Annotated in this window: 14 protein-coding genes; 2 read left to right on the top strand and 12 right to left on the bottom strand. The window is 51.0% G+C overall.

Annotation, left to right across the window (positions count from 1 at the left end):
- Positions 1–226 precede the first annotated feature (226 nt).
- From BJP58_RS17790 to BJP58_RS17800, 3 genes are all read right to left on the bottom strand, one after another.
- Positions 227–820, bottom strand: coding sequence for a DUF4352 domain-containing protein (locus tag BJP58_RS17790; protein ID WP_194539975.1), 594 nt, complete (start codon positions 818–820; stop codon positions 227–229).
- Positions 821–951: 131 nt separating this feature from the next.
- Positions 952–2,313, bottom strand: coding sequence for an FAD-dependent oxidoreductase (locus tag BJP58_RS17795; protein WP_071218829.1), 1,362 nt, complete (start codon positions 2,311–2,313; stop codon positions 952–954).
- 488 nt (positions 2,314–2,801) lie between these two features.
- On the bottom strand, positions 2,802–3,281 hold the full coding sequence (locus tag BJP58_RS17800; RefSeq protein ID WP_194539976.1) for a glutathione peroxidase: 480 nt from the start codon (positions 3,279–3,281) through the stop codon (positions 2,802–2,804).
- A gap of 291 nt (positions 3,282–3,572) precedes the next feature.
- Here BJP58_RS17800 and BJP58_RS17805 point away from each other — a divergent pair, with 291 nt between their 5' ends.
- Positions 3,573–4,109, top strand: coding sequence for a hypothetical protein (locus BJP58_RS17805; RefSeq protein ID WP_194539977.1), 537 nt, complete (start codon positions 3,573–3,575; stop codon positions 4,107–4,109).
- A gap of 24 nt (positions 4,110–4,133) precedes the next feature.
- Here the strand turns inward: BJP58_RS17805 and BJP58_RS17810 are convergent, their stop codons facing one another.
- From BJP58_RS17810 to BJP58_RS17820, 3 genes are all read right to left on the bottom strand, one after another.
- Entirely contained in the window at positions 4,134–5,387 is a 1,254-nt protein-coding gene (locus tag BJP58_RS17810; protein ID WP_194539978.1) for a hypothetical protein, read from the bottom strand.
- 937 nt (positions 5,388–6,324) lie between these two features.
- On the bottom strand, positions 6,325–6,675 hold the full coding sequence (locus BJP58_RS17815; protein ID WP_194539979.1) for a DUF3243 domain-containing protein: 351 nt from the start codon (positions 6,673–6,675) through the stop codon (positions 6,325–6,327).
- Positions 6,676–6,769: 94 nt separating this feature from the next.
- A complete protein-coding gene (locus BJP58_RS17820; RefSeq protein ID WP_194539980.1) occupies positions 6,770–8,464 on the bottom strand; it encodes a DEAD/DEAH box helicase in 1,695 nt (564 codons plus the stop codon).
- A 193-nt stretch (positions 8,465–8,657) separates the two neighbouring features.
- On the opposite strand from BJP58_RS17820, the gene BJP58_RS17825 reads away from it, so the two are divergent.
- Positions 8,658–9,224, top strand: a complete 567-nt coding sequence (locus tag BJP58_RS17825; protein WP_194539981.1) for a hypothetical protein — start codon at positions 8,658–8,660, stop codon at positions 9,222–9,224.
- Here the strand turns inward: BJP58_RS17825 and BJP58_RS17830 are convergent.
- From BJP58_RS17830 to BJP58_RS17855, 6 genes are all read right to left on the bottom strand, one after another.
- Positions 9,221–10,891 carry an ABC1 kinase family protein gene (locus BJP58_RS17830; protein WP_194539982.1) on the bottom strand — a complete coding sequence of 557 codons (1,671 nt, stop codon included), beginning with the start codon at positions 10,889–10,891 and terminating at the stop codon, positions 9,221–9,223. The genes BJP58_RS17825 and BJP58_RS17830 overlap by 4 nt on opposite strands.
- On the bottom strand, positions 10,892–11,209 hold the full coding sequence (locus tag BJP58_RS17835) for a phasin family protein (protein WP_071218823.1): 318 nt from the start codon (positions 11,207–11,209) through the stop codon (positions 10,892–10,894).
- A gap of 277 nt (positions 11,210–11,486) precedes the next feature.
- Positions 11,487–12,152 (bottom strand): PepSY domain-containing protein, encoded by a 666-nt coding sequence (locus tag BJP58_RS17840; protein ID WP_233354683.1) that lies wholly within the window; start codon positions 12,150–12,152, stop codon positions 11,487–11,489.
- A gap of 121 nt (positions 12,153–12,273) precedes the next feature.
- Positions 12,274–12,936, bottom strand: coding sequence for a PepSY domain-containing protein (locus BJP58_RS17845; protein ID WP_194539983.1), 663 nt, complete (start codon positions 12,934–12,936; stop codon positions 12,274–12,276).
- 88 nt (positions 12,937–13,024) lie between these two features.
- Positions 13,025–14,377: a sensor histidine kinase gene (locus BJP58_RS17850; RefSeq protein ID WP_194539984.1), complete on the bottom strand. Its 1,353-nt coding sequence runs from the start codon at positions 14,375–14,377 to the stop codon at positions 13,025–13,027.
- On the bottom strand, positions 14,374–15,072 hold the full coding sequence (locus BJP58_RS17855; RefSeq protein WP_194539985.1) for a response regulator transcription factor: 699 nt from the start codon (positions 15,070–15,072) through the stop codon (positions 14,374–14,376). The genes BJP58_RS17850 and BJP58_RS17855 overlap by 4 nt, the downstream gene beginning before the upstream one ends.
- Positions 15,073–15,084 lie beyond the last annotated feature (12 nt).

Consider the following 15,084-nt stretch of genomic DNA (forward strand, 5'->3'; position numbering starts at 1 on the left):
GGAAATAATAGTGCGGAATTCACGTACCAAAACCTGGTTCTCTTAATAAAAATGAATCTGTGAAGATGATGAACACCATTAACAGCAATAAAACCGACTGTACGGTTTAATCATACTGAAAACATTCCCGCATGTAAAGCAGCATCTTCACAATCACATAGAAAAAAGGACCTTGCCTAAGCAAAATCCTCTCATCATTCGTACATCCGAAACCAATATTATTTTTTTATTCCACTGCCCAAATGGCTCTTCCTTCTTTCATCGGATCGCCATAACTCAGCTGCAGTCCCTTAACCCCCTGCTTCACTTCGTACGGTATTTCACCTGTCAGCTCGCCGCCTGGGGCAACGGTGCCGTCCAGCATTTTCACGTCATCCGTAATGGGAACCGTATAGTTAAGATCGCTCGAATCCGTCAGGGAAAAAGACAGCGCGGAAGAGATGACCAGCGGCTCCTGGCCATTGTTCTTCACGGTAATGTCAACCACCTTAAACGTATGGCCGGGCTGGGGCTTCAAATATTCATCACCCTCGGATTCACGTACGCCGTTTAGCGTAATGACCGTGCCGTGATAATCCACCGTATCGCCCACTGCGGCAGGTTCGCCGATCGGCTTCACCTCTGCGTTGTCGGCCGGTTGGTCCTCACCTTGGGGTTCTGCAGGCGGCTGTTCTTCAGACGTCCCCGTCTGATCTGTCCCCCCACTGTCCACAACAGCCGGCGGAGTCTCTGCAGGCGGATCAGCCTGATCATTGGAACAAGCCGCCGTCAGCAGCATGGAGAACAATGCAGCTGTGGCCAGCATTACTTTTTTATTCATACTTTATCCTACCTCCTGAAAGTCGAAATCTACATGTCCGGATATTTTCCAATTCGCTGTCAAAATCCATAATCCTTCAAAAACAAGAAAAAGACCCCCAAATCAGGGAGTCTTCTTGGTGAATCGATCACTTACGAATGCACCGGTGTTTTTGTTTCGACCGCCGGCAATGCCTGCAGTCCAGCCGTGTTAAGGAAATTCCACGGTTTATTGTAATGCGGCTGGAAGAAGAAGTCGATGAAGGCCAATTGATCAATCGTCATCCGATTCTGTATGCATACCGACAGCGTGTTAATGGATTGCGTCATATCCACTTTGGAAATAACCTGTGCACCAAGCATCCGGCGGCTGTCTTGCTCATATACCACCTTCAGCGTAACCTCTTCAAAGGTAGGCATGAATTCCGGACGGTAATGATCCGTAATGGTGACCGTCTCCACCTTCAAGCCTTCGTCCTTGGCGGCTCCTTCGGTTAATCCCGTCGACGCAATGTTGTGTTCGTATATTTTCAATCCCGACGTACCTTGCGTTCCCATATATGGGGTTGTTGGCGACACAAGATTGCGTGCAACGAGCGTACCCATCCGGACTGCGTTCGTAGCCAGTGGAATGTACATCATTTTACCGGTCGGGTTATAGTGCACGGAGCAGCAATCGCCTGCTGCATATACATCCTGCTTGCTGCTTTGCATATATTGATCCACGACGATGGCGCCATTTTTCAGCATTTCCACCTGCCCCTTCACCAGCTCCGTATTCGGACGGAAGCCGATGCAGAGGATCACGAGATCCGTGTCGATCTCACCTTTGTCGGTGATGACCTTGTTCACCTTGCCATCCTTGCCTTGGAAAGAAGTCACGGTCTGGCCCAGAGCCATCTCAATCCCTTTTTCACGGAAGGATTCCTCGATCTTGCCGCTAAATTCAGGATCCAGATATTTGTTCAGAATGCGGTCGGCACTATCAATCAGGGTAACCTGCTTGCCGTTCTGTTGGAAGGCTTCGACCAGTTCTACGCCGATGTAACCGGCGCCGACAACCGTAATGTGTTTCGCTTCCTGCGCTTTTTCAATGATCGCATTGGAATGATTATAGTTTTTGCAGAGCAGAATATTATTCAGATCGATGCCTTCAAGCTTCGGTACGATTGGCCATGATCCGGTTGTGATAATCAGTTTGTCATAGGCATCATCAAAAATTTCTTCTGTAACCAGGTTCCGAACTTTCAAGCTTTTCTTATCCGTATCCACCGAAATGATCTCATGCTTCATCTTGGTTTCAACACCCAGCTCGTCGAGCTTCTGAGGCGAAGAGTAGAACAGACCGTCAGGGTCTTTTACAACGCCTCCGACGTAAAGCGCGATGCCGCAGGACAGGAATGAGATGTTATCATTGCGTTCATAAACGGTGATCTGTGCTTCCGGGTAAAGTTTGGCGGTATTCACGATGGCGGACGTTCCTGCATGGGTACAACCGATAACTGCTACTTTCATGGTTTTTCCTCCTCCAAGTATGAAGCTGTATATTTGATTAAGATGAGCACTTTTGCCTGGATTCATGCTTGGTAACGCTTGTTGAGCATGAATGTGATGACTGGTAATATTATTTGTGAATGTTTTCACTTCATGCTTTTATTATAATGTGATTAATTTCACAGTTCAATAGGCAATTGCGTTATTCACACATTGTTCATATCTTCACATAATTGGAATGATAAAAGAGGTTGACCTAAAGAACATGATGTTCTCATCGCCAATACTCAAGATTAGATCAAGAATACAGGTTCCGTATCAGGGTAAGCTATAAGGGTCCAGCCTCATGAAATTCAAGCGCGTTCCCCCTATCCTATACGTTCTGCCTTGGAGGATCTTGCTTGGACTGTTCTAACGGAATGTGCCATGAAAATAAAAAAAGACTGTTCTCCCCAGCGGAATATCCCCGAAGAAAACAGCCCTGTTGATGTAATCGTTACTTTCTGCCACTAGCCAAGCAGAGATTCAATGGCGCCCTTCATTGATTCCGGCGTATCTCGCGGTTCGAATCGCTGAACCACCTTGCCCTCGCGGTCTACCAGAAACTTTGTGAAATTCCAAGCGATCTCTCCGCCTTCGTTCGGTCCTGGCTGCTCGGATTTTAAATATTGAAATAACGGATGCGTTTCTTCCCCGTTCACGTCAATCTTCGCAAAGATTGGGAAATTCACGCCATAATTCAATTGACAGAATGATTCGGCCTCTTCACTTGTACCCGGCTCCTGTCCGCCAAACTGATTGCACGGGAAACCAAGAACCTGCAGTCCTTGCTGGCTATATTGGTCATACAGCTGCTGAAGCTCTCCATATTGCGGCGTAAGTCCGCACTGGCTTGCCGTATTTGCAATAATCAGAACCTTGCCCGCATACTGATCGAGCGAGACTTCCTGACCCTTGGTATTTGTTGCATGATATTCGTAAACTGACATCTTCGAATCCCTCCCGGCTTGTTTTGAATGGATGGCATGCTTCCAAGCTCTACAGCCTAGCCAATCTCCTTCCATCATATCGAATAAATCGCCTTAAACCAAATTTTAGTCCAACGCCTCTACCCCACAGCCCGGAAATCCATTATGATGAATGTATGTATAACCTCTTCAAACAAAATTTGCATAGGCTAATAACAGCTGTTTAATCAGCAAGTTAGCAGGGTAATGATTTAAGGTTTGGAGATATATTGCAATATTCCGTATTTCAACAATTGTAAGTGAGGAAAAGAAATGAAACTGTATCCCGAAATGTTTATATCCCCATGGCATCTCATTGTGATTGTGCTGGCACTGATTGCCTTCATCGGCTTAATCAAAGGGGGGTATGACCGAAAGACCGTGCTTCGCAGCACAGGGTTATCGACGCTGGCCTTCTATTTTATACTGACGATCCCCATTGGTCTTATCACCCAGGAATCGCTTTACAAAGAAGAAACGATGCTGACCGATTTGGATCAAAATTTTGAGGACAAGAAGGCGGGTTCCGAGCTCCAAAGCTTTAAAGACTACATCGTGGTCCATGCTGGCGCCTATAAAAACGAGGATGATGCGGACATTGAGATCTATGCCGGCAACTACCATGATAGCCAAACATTTCATGGTCACATCACCCTTTACGTGTACGATAAGAACGATGATGAAGTCTTTACCGAGATGTACAAGAACGTGACCCTCGCCCCCGGCGAGAAGAAGAAGCTCGACACCGCCTTTACCAGCCAGCCTATGGAAACCTACAGATACCGATACGAAACGCACCCCCAAATGTGAAGGGTGCGTTTTCTCGTTTTCGTATTAAGTTGACAGATGGTCTCCGGGCTGGATCCCCGGCTTATCGTTTTCAGGAAGAGGCTGATACGCCCCCGGCATCGGCGGCAGATTCTTCGCATCCCGACCTTTGCGCACATGCCGGATGCCCAAATAGAAGAGACCGACCACAGGCAGTGACAGCATGGCTATAGCAAGGAGCATGCTGGACATTTGGTACGAGGGATCCGTTTCGATCTCGGAAAAATCCAAAAACATAAACGATATAAAGGTAATCAACGAGAACATGATGATCTGGAGCCAGCGCATCCATTTCACCAGGAAGAAGAACAGGATCGCGGAGATTGCAACAAGTAAAATGGGAACTAACGGCTGTTCCGGGTCCGCGTTACCCAGCTCTGCCTGGCGCGTCAGCCAATAACCGATAGCGAACTGAACCGGAAAAATCAGCCAAGCCAGCAAACCGGTTCCACGGAAAGCCGATCTTCGCTTTTGCAGCGCCTCTTCGTACTCGAGGAGTTTCATCTCGTATTCCAGCTGATTAAGCTCCTCTTCCGTCAATTCCCGGTCTTCCTCCTCATTTTCCTGTACCAGACGGTCCAGGTAAGGCCGGAATTGCCGCTCCATATTGCCATCAAATTCGGCACGCTCTAAATCCTCGTCCTCGCGAAGCAAAGACGCAACCGATTCATCCCCAAGATCATGAATGATGATAGAAGTCAGATATAAAGGAATGTCCCTTCTGCCGATAACCTCCAGCCACCGGTTGGCCTCCATCGGATCCGTGAAAGGAATGGCCACGGCCCGTTCCGTCTGCCCTTCTCCCGCGACCAGGTACATAATCGGCATTAACTCCGCCATAGGCACGGATTCGGTCATTTTGCTCTTCTTATAAGCATAACTGAATTGAAAGATGTATCGCCCATAGTATATTTCCTTGATGTCACCGATCCTAAGGCTCCCCTTCAGGGAGTCTTTCGTTTCCGGGTCCCATCTCTCATATTCAATAACATCTTCGTATAACAAATACTCGTCCAGATGCGTATTGTTCCAGATATGCCCTTTCAGGCTTCTGGACAGACGAATCATCATGAAGATACCGGCGGGTATGGCAACCAGACTCATCCAGGTCCAGACATTGGCCCAGAGGTACAGCAGCATCAAGGGACCCAGTGTCAGCGCCAGGCCAAGCAGTATTCCCAGCACGTGCATTTCAAATGTAATCACCCAATAAAAAGGCTGCATTTTGGGCTTTCTCTGCTCATGAATCACCAGAGACATTCAGGCAACTCCCTCCTACTATTCTTTCATTTGTTTCTATGGCTCACATGTAACGAGCATATTGGAGATCAAGATGGAGCAGTTCGCAGGATGTACCAAATAGTATGTTAGGCCAACGGTAGAGCGTGCGTCCGGCAGTGCGACAAAAGAGCTGTAATTGCAAGTCTTGCCGGGCGATGGATCAGCTTCCCGCGTTTACTCGCAGTCTAACCTAACGGACTCAGGAGACCTTATTTCGCAAAAAATGGGGTTTTAAGCGAATCGAACGGACAGGAGATCCGTTATTCATCTGGAAAGACGATATTTTGGCTGTTTTCAGGCCAAATAACGGCTCTGGTGTCCGGTAGAACGATAAATGGACCTCATTACAGGAAAATAACGTATCTGATGTCCGTTACCTCGGCGTTCAGTGGGGTTCTGGTCATCGTCATAGCGATTTCGTTGCACCTGAGTACCATTTCATTGCACCAAGATACCACATCGTTTCACCTGGATACCATATCATTGCACCTAGATACCATATCATTGCACTTAGATACCATATCGTAGCACCTAGGTACCTACCATATCGTTGCATCTAGATACCTACCATATCGTTTGCACTTAGATACCATTTCATTGCACCTAGATACCATAACATTGCCCCAGATACCATATCGTTGCGCACCTAGATACCACATCATTGCACCTAGATACCATAACATTGCCCTAGATACCATATCGTTGGACTTAGATACCATATCGTTGCACCGCACCTCGATATGGTACCGAAGGCGGAGGCGAATCAGCACGTCTAGCTTGCATGCATATTATGTATTGAAGTTAATATTTACCCCTACATCCCTACATCCTTATAAGTATGTTAATTACTACTCTTGAACCCAAAAATCCTTCCACGGCAAGTCAGCCGGGAAGGATTTCCATCTCACGCTTTGCCTTATTGGGCCGTTCGTTTCTGAGCCAGCTTCACAAGCAGATGAGCCAGCTGATGCTGCTCCGCTTGGGTCCCGACCTTCCATAACTCCTGAAGAAGCTTCTCTTCGGAATTACGGGGCTCCTCGTTTGCAGCTAGATAACCAGCCACCTTTTCTGCTGCCCGCGCCAGCTGCTCTTCATTCAACCCAATGCTCTCGGCAAGCTGAATTCGCTTGTTCAAATAGGATTGGAAGGCATCAAAATCGGCCAGGATTCTCTCCCTCTCCCCATCATCAATCCGGTCCATTGCGTCACTGACCTTACTCACATCCAGCTCACCTTGCTTGTTCACTACATGATTATGTTCAGACATGGTAACGCCTCCTTGTCATTGACTGGGTAACGCTCTCTACTTAAACGGGATCTTCCGGATTGAAACAGATGCTTCCTAAAATTCTCTGGACCTTCTAGCGGCTGCGTCCACCGCGCCGGCCACCACTCTGGCCTCTTGCAGCGCGGCCTTCAGAGGATCGGGTACCGCCCTGTCCGCCGCGACCGCCTTGATTTCCACGCCCCTCGGTTCTGGACGGTCCACGGCTGCTGCCGCCGCGTGTTCCGGCCTGTGATCCACGGCCTTCGCCTGCATTTCCGCCGTCACGACTGCCACTGCTGCGACCTCCAGCCGATAATGGTCCGCGGCCTTCGCCTGCACGCCCACCGTCACGACTACCGCTGCTGCGGCCTCCAGCCGCAGATTGTCCGCGTCCCTCGCCTGCACGGCCGTCACGGCTTCCTGCCCGTCCGGATCCACGTTCATCTCTGCGTGACGATCCGGCCCTTCCTCTGCTCTGCTCGCTTCCGCGGCTCCGCCCGGAACCCGTACCGCGATCCGCCCGGCTTCTGCCTTGGCCGCGTTCTTGATCGGATTCAAGTGAAGAGATATTTCTAGCTTTTCCCGCTCTGCCCGTATCCCTGCCTGAGCCGCCGGTGCTTTCCCGAAGGCCTCCAGCACTGGAATCATAGCGGACTCGCTTCAAGCGCAGGGAAATTCCTTCCTCGATGCGCTGTAGATCGTTAAGATCCTTACCGGCAGCAAACGTGATAGCCATCCCGTTCCCACCGGCCCGTCCGGTCCGTCCGATACGATGGATGTAACTTTCAACATCATGAGGCATATCGTAGTTAAAGACATGCGTCACGCCCTCGACGTCAAGCCCTCTCGCAGCAACGTCCGTTGCCACCAGCAGCTGCAGCTTGGCTTCCCGGAATCGCTTCATGACCGCTTCCCGCTTCGCTTGGGACAGGTCGCCGTGCAGCTCGTCCGATTGATACCCATGTGCCAGCAGCGCCTCATTCAATGTTGTTGCTCTGCGCTTTGTCCGGCAGAAGATAATCGCGAGAAAAGGGTTATGCTCCTCAATCATCGCACGCAGGGCATCCTGCTTGGAACGGTCTGTACACTCGACCACAACCTGCTGGATCTGCTCCAGCGGAATCGGGGAAGCCCCCTTAATGACAATATCGACGGGGTCTTTCATATAGTTGCCGGCAAGCTGCTTCACGCCGGCAGGCATCGTGGCCGAGAAGAGCATCGTCTGGCGCCGATACGGAAGCGCGTGCATCAGTGCCTCCACCTCATCCAGAAAGCCCATGTGCAGCATCTGGTCGGCTTCGTCCAGTACCAGCTGTTTCACGCCGCCCAGCTCAAGCGTGCCCCGGCGTAAATGGTCCAGCAACCGGCCCGGTGTTCCGATGATCAAATGTCGGCCGCCTTCGAGCTTGCGCAGCTGTTTCTCCACGTCCTGACCGCCATAGACCGCCAGAATTTTGATCCCGTCCGGCTCGCCGGCCGTCAGCTTCTTGGCTTCTTCCGTAATCTGCAATGCCAATTCCCGTGTCGGCGCAATAATGAGCGCCTGCGGGTACGCCCGCTTAGGATCGAGTTGCTGCAGAATCGGCAGCATGAAAGCCAGCGTTTTACCTGTGCCGGTCTTTGCCCGGGCGATAACGTCCTTTCCTTGCAGCAGCAGCGGGATACTCTCTTGCTGTACCGGAGTCGGCACCGCAATCCCCTGCTCCTTCAGTTTCCGTACTCTTTGTTCGTCAATGCCCAGCTGTTGAAAGTTCGGCAAACGTTCCACCTCATTTAAATTATTTAGCATCTGTTGCGTCAAATCGATTGGATTTAGCAAACAAACATACTTACATATAAGTCCGACAAAATGTCGATCGAATTCGTTCTAAGAAGAACGAGCGTTGTCGTTGTATTTCTTTTCAACTGACAAAAGACCCTGACTTTGGTAATGTCTATGATATAGAAATCCAGTTTACACCAGCTAAGGAGGTGTCCCCGACATGCATACCATGCAGATCATTCTGTCAGTACTCATCCTGATGATTCTGTTCGGCCTTATCAATCTGATGATGAATTATATTTCAAGACGCGACGGGGAGCCTACCGTACCCTTACGAAAGAAGCTGTGGCTTATCCCGCTGTTGTCGGCCTTTATTATTATACCGTTAGAACTCTTTGCGATGTTATATGCCCGGTGGTTCCCCGTATCAGATCCATCCGGATCAGGTGAAATCCTGGCTTACGGCGGTCAGGGCGTATGGCTCGGCTTCTCGCTCACCATCCTGATCGGGTTCCTGATCTTCGAAGGCATCCTTCATCCTTTGGTGATCACCCTGCTAAGACTGCTGCTTCGCAAGGATAGCTCCATCTATATCAAACAGGCGGTTACCGTTGTGACCGACACGGTTCTGCTGTACATAGCCTCTCTGATCGTGCCCGGCATTCCTGTCGGCGGCTGGCTGCAAGCGCTTCTCATTGCCCTATTCTTTCACCTCATAGAATGGATCCTCATCGGAGTCCAGACTTGGGTGCAGCAGCGCAAGCGGGCAAGAGCCGAATCTGCCTAGAACCTGCCGGATTTGAAAATGGCATATAACAGCCATGCAACCATGAGCAAGGCCACAATGAACCCGACTTCAATCACGGGGAAACTCCACAGCATCATCGGCTCTCGACTGAGCGACGAACCGATAATCAGACCCACCATGATGATGCTGAAAGCCAGAAGCACAATGCTGAAGGAGAGCCGGTTACTGATCTGATCCAGCTTGCGCATCAGGGTTTGCAGTTCGGGAACACTGATCTCCACCCGCAGTTTCCCCTTGCTGATCAGGGCCGACAGCTGCCTGGCCTGTCCGGGCAGATCAAGCAGGCTCTCGGCAAGTCCGCTTACCCCGTCCAGCACCTTCCTGCTGATCCGGCGGGTATTATACCGCTTCTTCAACAGCTTTCGGCCAAAAGGCTCCGCCATATCGATAATACTCAGACTAGGGTCCAGCATCTCGATGACCCCTTCGAGCGTCAGCAATGATTTGCCAAGCAGCGTCATATCCGGTGGCAGCATAATCCGGTGCCGCTGGGCAACGGCAAACAGATCCGTCAATGCCTTACCGATACGCACTTGAGCGAAAGGCACATCATAATACTCTCCCCGCAGCCGGTCCATGTCTGACCGGAGTGCATCCATGTCGCAGTCGTCCGGAATCAAACCCATTCTGGAAATCGCCCGGATCATCCCTTCCGAATTCCGCCGCATCAAGGCAATAATGAGTCCGGACAGATGGTCCTTCATATCTTCGCTGAGGTGACCCACCAGCCCAAAATCCAGAAAGACCAGCTTGCCGTCCTCTCTGACAAGTAAATTCCCCGGATGAGGGTCGGCATGAAAAAATCCCTCAATAAAAATCTGCTGCAGCATGCCATCGATCAAATGTTCAGCGATCGCCTTCAGATCATGTCCCTTGTCCACGATCTCCTGCCTCCGGCTTAAGGTGAGGCCATCGACATACTCCATCATCAGAACTTTAGATGACGTGTACTCCCAATAAATCCGCGGAATGCGGATAAATTCATGATCCGGCATCTGGGAGGCTATCTTCTCTGCGTTTCGGGCTTCATGGCTGTAATCCAGCTCGGCCATCATCGCTCTGGCAAATTCGTCAACGATCCGGTCCACACGGTACTGCTTCACCCATTCCCAGTGGCGCTCGGCAATCGAGATTAAATCCCGCAATATTTCCAAGTCACGACCGATCATTCGGGCTACCCCGGGCCGCTGAACCTTGATCGCTACATGCTCTCCGGATTTCAGCTTCCCGGCATGGACCTGCCCAATCGAGGCGGCTGCCAGCGGTTTGTCTTCAAACTCACTCAACACTTCATCGATCGGCATACCCCACTCTTGCTCAATCAGCTCCCTTGCGCTCGTAGAAGAAAATGGAGGCACCCGTTCCTGCAGCTTCACCAATTCCTGGATAATATGGTCAGGCAGCAGGTCCGATCTTGTACTCGCCAACTGTCCGAGCTTCACAAAGGCGGGGCCAAGATCCTCAAGCACTCGCCGGATGCATTCCCCGAGCGTAATCGTCTCCGGCTGTTCCCTGGAACTCCAGCGGACAGGCAGCGACAGAACATGAAACAGTCCCATCTCCTCCACCATATAGCCAAAGCCATGACGCATGAGCGCCATGGCGATTTCCCGGTAACGTCCGGCATGTCGAATTCGGACCGCCATCTATTCCTGCCGCGATCCTTCCAGTTCTACAACCTTCTTCTCCAGAGTAGCAATGCGCTGTTCCAGGCTGGCGACATCACTCTCTTTGGGAACATCCAGATCGGACAATACACGCTGCACCTGTTCATAAATATAGTTCTTGATCTGCGACTGCTCCTCTTCGCCGCGTTCGACGAGACGGTTCACAAGCGCTTTGGACTCCGCAGGAGCAAGCTCCCCGCGTTTGACCAGATCATCCACGATTTTCTCTACTTTTTCCTTGCTGACCACGGTAAGGCCCAATCCTAACGAGATGGCTTTCTTAAAAAGATCACTCACGGTACATCCCTCCCGGTCGTTGTCTGGTTCCATTATAACCTTTAACGCTGGTAAAAACATCTATCCTTGGACTTGCTTTCATAAGTATAGAGAAGCTGCCTTATCAATTTCCCCTGATTTCACATGAAATATGAGGGGAATCCGGAATCGGATAACAAGAAATTGCATTCCAGCCATGCTTATTATGTAAAATACAATAAAAAAAGCGAACAGGCGGGAAAATAAATGATCCCGCTTGTTCGCTTATGGTGTCATCTCATGCAGATGAAGAAATGGCTTAGTCGTCATCCCCGTCATGATCATCGCGATCATCATGATCCCCATCGTGATGGTCATCATAGTCATCATCATGGTCGTCATCGTCGTCATCATGGTCGTCGTATTTCTCATACTCCGCCTTGATCACTTTACCGCTGATCGCATGGACTTCTACGTCAGATGATCCGTTTGCTGTCTTCACTTCGACGTCATACACCCATCTGCCGTCATCTTGGTCCAGATCCACTTCTACAGCCGTACCGCCCTTAGCGTGTTTAACAGCGATAGCGGATGCCTTGCCGGCACCAATCAGATTGCCTGGAAGGTTATCACGATCATCTTCATCGTCATCCCGGTCCACTCTTACACCGAGGGATTTGCCGGTATAGGCATCAATCCATACATCCACGTCCCGGTTATTCTGCTGGATCTCCACATCGTATACCAGCTTGCCCTTTTTCCGGTCTATATCAATGCTCTCCACTTTGCCGCTGGCAGCAGCCAGTGCCAATTGTTCCGCTTTTTCCATTCCGATCAGCTGCTGCTGTTGCTTCGCTGCTGCCTGTGTTCCCGCTGCAGTCGTCTGTCCTGATCCTGCCGCCTGTACAGCGTTATAACCGTATACTCCACTTGCCGCGATAGCTACGGACAGTGCGCCTGCCCACCATATTTTCTTCTTCATCATCTTACGCCTCCTCATTATTCTCTCCTGTTGATCTCTACAAACCCAATATACCCTCTCAACATGAGAGCTTTCGGAGAGAAAGATTAGAAAACGATGAGAAAACGCGGACAAGACCTCTCATTTATTCATCGTCGTCCTCATCATCCCAAGTCACTGTCATGATCTTACCGGTAATGGCATGGACTTGAATGGTCGCTTCGCGCCCGTCCGCTCTCTCAATCTCCACCAGATAGTAACGGCTACTCTTACTCTCGCGATATTCCACATCTTCCACCGTTCCCGGTACCTTCTCTAAAGAAAGCTTGATCGCGTATTCTTTGGTAATCATCGTTGCAGGTGGTTCCGAAGTGCCGCTTCCATTTCCACTTTCCCCGTCCCCAGCTCCCTCCGCTGCTCCCTTGCCACCGTTATCCGCTGGCTCGGAAGGAGGATTGTCTGGATCCGGTTCCGTTGGCTGATCCGGCTCCCTTGGCCCACCCGGTTCAGGATCTGGCTTCACAGCAGTCTTATCCCGCTGCTCTATGGACACGATATCACCTTGACGAGCATCCACCGTCATCTCATATGTTCCGGTAGCCGACTGAAGCTCTAATCGATACACCCCGCCGTCCAGCGCGGTCTTCGTTATTTCGCCGCCAGGATATTGGGAGAGCACCTCCTCCACCACTTCATCCATTGACATAGCGGAAGTAGAACGGCTAAAAGGACTCCATACCGCATTCACAATAATCATAACCGCTACCAGCATCACGATACCCAGCAGCAGACTGACTTTTTTACGCATCGAATCACCTCGGATACAATCTGTCTTTACCGTCAGTATAGCGCAGCATGGTTAGAATACGATGAGAAAAAGGAACGTTTTTGGCCTTTTATTTCGATTCTTGCAGCCGGATTGTGGCGGTTGTACCGACACCCGGCAGGCTATCCAGCTCGATCGAAGCCGAGATGGCCTCAGCGATATCCTTAGCCAAGGACAGACCAAGACCAGCCCCCCCGCCCCGGCGGGTACGAGCCTCGTCCACCCGGTAGAAACGGTCGAACACATGCTCCAGCTCCTCCTTGGCAATGCCGATTCCGCGGTCGATGACCCGAATATAAACCTCCGATGGCTTCCTGCCAACCTGAATGACAATATGTTCGTCACTGTACTTGCGCGCATTATCCAGCAGAATGAACAAGAGCTGCTTGAGCCTGCGGCCGTCCGTCCAGCCGAGAACCTCGCCATCGGCTTCAACCTCCACCGTGCGGTTATAGGCATCGCGGAAGGCACGCGCGGAAGACTCCGATAATGCCACGAGATCCACCTGCTCCATCTCGACCTGCCACTGATCCTGATTGCGGGCAAGCAGCAGCAGCTGCTCCGTCATCTCCTTCATCCGGATCGCTTCCGAATGGATCGCTTCCACGGACTCCATGAACAGCTCCGGCCGGTCCAGACCTCGCCGCTTTAACAAACTTGCGTAGCTCTCGATGATGGTAAGGGGCGTCTTTAACTCATGGGAAGCGTTGGACACGAATTGCTCCTGCCTCGCATGATTGCTCTCCAGCAGCGTTATCATGTCGTTGAACGCAGCCCCCATCTCCACCAATTCATCCTTGGATTTCTCCTTCAGCTCGATTCGCCGGAACCGCCCACTTTGCCGGATCTCCCGCATCGTACGGATCAAAGCCGTAATCGGCTGGACGATCAAACGTCCCAGTATCCGCGTCGAAAGGATGACCGGAACCAAGGCAATCGCGGTTACGGCAACCAGTACGATTCGCAGCACTTGGAGCGTCTCCATCGTAGCGGCAAGACTGCGGGCCACCTGTATATTAACCACGATCCCGTCTCTCCAAATGATAGGCAGGGAAACCATCGTATACCGGATATTATCATACTCAACGACCTTCACCTGCTTCTGCGTATCGTACGGCAGCTTAAGCTCATCCATATCCTCACCGGAGGAAGTCACTGAAGTGGACGGATAGCTTTCATCCGGCCCGAGCAATTGAATCTTCCCGTCCAGAGGGACATAGCTTCGTAGAAGATCGCTCGTCGGGATACTATCCGCGGCTTTGGCCATTTCCCGCGAAATTCTGGAGTCCTCCGCTTCCGCTTGCTCCAGCTGGCTGTCCACCGTCATTTTGCTAAACACATAGTACACGGATAAGTTCATGACTATCAGAATGGCCGCCATCAGCACCGACGAATAGAGGTGGATTTTACTGCTCAGCTTCATGGGGTCTCTTTGAGCACGTAGCCGACGCCGCGGACGGTGTGAATGAGCTCATATGCGCTATCATGATCGATTTTTTTGCGGACGTATCGTATATATACATCGACGACGTTGGTGTCGCCGTAATAATCGTATCCCCATACGGCAGCGAGTATCTGCTCGCGGTTCAGCACCTGCCGTTTGTTCTTCAGTAAATAGACGAGCAAGTCAAATTCACGCGGCGTCAGATCGATCCTTCTGCCATCGCGAATGACTTCCCGCGTGCCTTCGTTCAATTTCAAATCCGCTGCCGTAAGCCACTCTCCTGCCGCCTGCTCTTCCGGATCCTGCTTACCCTGAAGCCGCAGCGCAGCACGAATCCGCGCCAGCAGCTCTTCGATCTGAAACGGCTTCGTTATATAATCATTGGCTCCTAGATCAAGCCCCGATACTTTATCCTCAACGGAGCTTTTGGCTGTCAGCAGCAGCACGGCTGTGTGGGAGTCATGGGCACGGATGCGCCGCAGCAGCTCAATTCCGCTCATCCCGGGGAGCATGACATCCAGCAGAATTAAATCCACGTCCTGACTGCGGTATGCCTCCAGCGCATCCAGCCCGTTGTCTGCCTTGGTCACCTGATATCCTTCACTCTCCAGCTCGATTTCAAGCAATCGGGATATTTTCGCTTCATCCTCAACAATTAATATCTTCCCGCTCAAGCGCGTCCCTCC

Source organism: Paenibacillus sp. JZ16, from assembly GCF_015326965.1.
Lineage (GTDB): Bacteria > Bacillota > Bacilli > Paenibacillales > Paenibacillaceae > Paenibacillus_AQ.

Excerpts from the sequence above, each read along its gene's own strand:
- BJP58_RS17850 (WP_194539984.1), bottom strand. The coding sequence starts at position 14,377 with ATGAAGCTGAGCAGTAAAATCCACCTCTATTCGTCGGTGCTGATGGCG.
- BJP58_RS17805 (WP_194539977.1), top strand. The coding sequence starts at position 3,573 with ATGAAACTGTATCCCGAAATGTTTATATCCCCATGGCATCTCATTGTG.
- BJP58_RS17830 (WP_194539982.1), bottom strand. The coding sequence starts at position 10,891 with ATGGCGGTCCGAATTCGACATGCCGGACGTTACCGGGAAATCGCCATG.
- BJP58_RS17795 (WP_071218829.1), bottom strand. The coding sequence starts at position 2,313 with ATGAAAGTAGCAGTTATCGGTTGTACCCATGCAGGAACGTCCGCCATC.
- BJP58_RS17790 (WP_194539975.1), bottom strand. The coding sequence starts at position 820 with ATGAATAAAAAAGTAATGCTGGCCACAGCTGCATTGTTCTCCATGCTG.
- BJP58_RS17800 (WP_194539976.1), bottom strand. The coding sequence starts at position 3,281 with ATGTCAGTTTACGAATATCATGCAACAAATACCAAGGGTCAGGAAGTC.
- BJP58_RS17825 (WP_194539981.1), top strand. The coding sequence starts at position 8,658 with ATGCATACCATGCAGATCATTCTGTCAGTACTCATCCTGATGATTCTG.
- BJP58_RS17820 (WP_194539980.1), bottom strand. The coding sequence starts at position 8,464 with ATGCTAAATAATTTAAATGAGGTGGAACGTTTGCCGAACTTTCAACAG.
- BJP58_RS17840 (WP_233354683.1), bottom strand. The coding sequence starts at position 12,152 with ATGATGAAGAAGAAAATATGGTGGGCAGGCGCACTGTCCGTAGCTATC.
- BJP58_RS17810 (WP_194539978.1), bottom strand. The coding sequence starts at position 5,387 with ATGTCTCTGGTGATTCATGAGCAGAGAAAGCCCAAAATGCAGCCTTTT.
- BJP58_RS17815 (WP_194539979.1), bottom strand. The coding sequence starts at position 6,675 with ATGTCTGAACATAATCATGTAGTGAACAAGCAAGGTGAGCTGGATGTG.
- BJP58_RS17845 (WP_194539983.1), bottom strand. The coding sequence starts at position 12,936 with ATGCGTAAAAAAGTCAGTCTGCTGCTGGGTATCGTGATGCTGGTAGCG.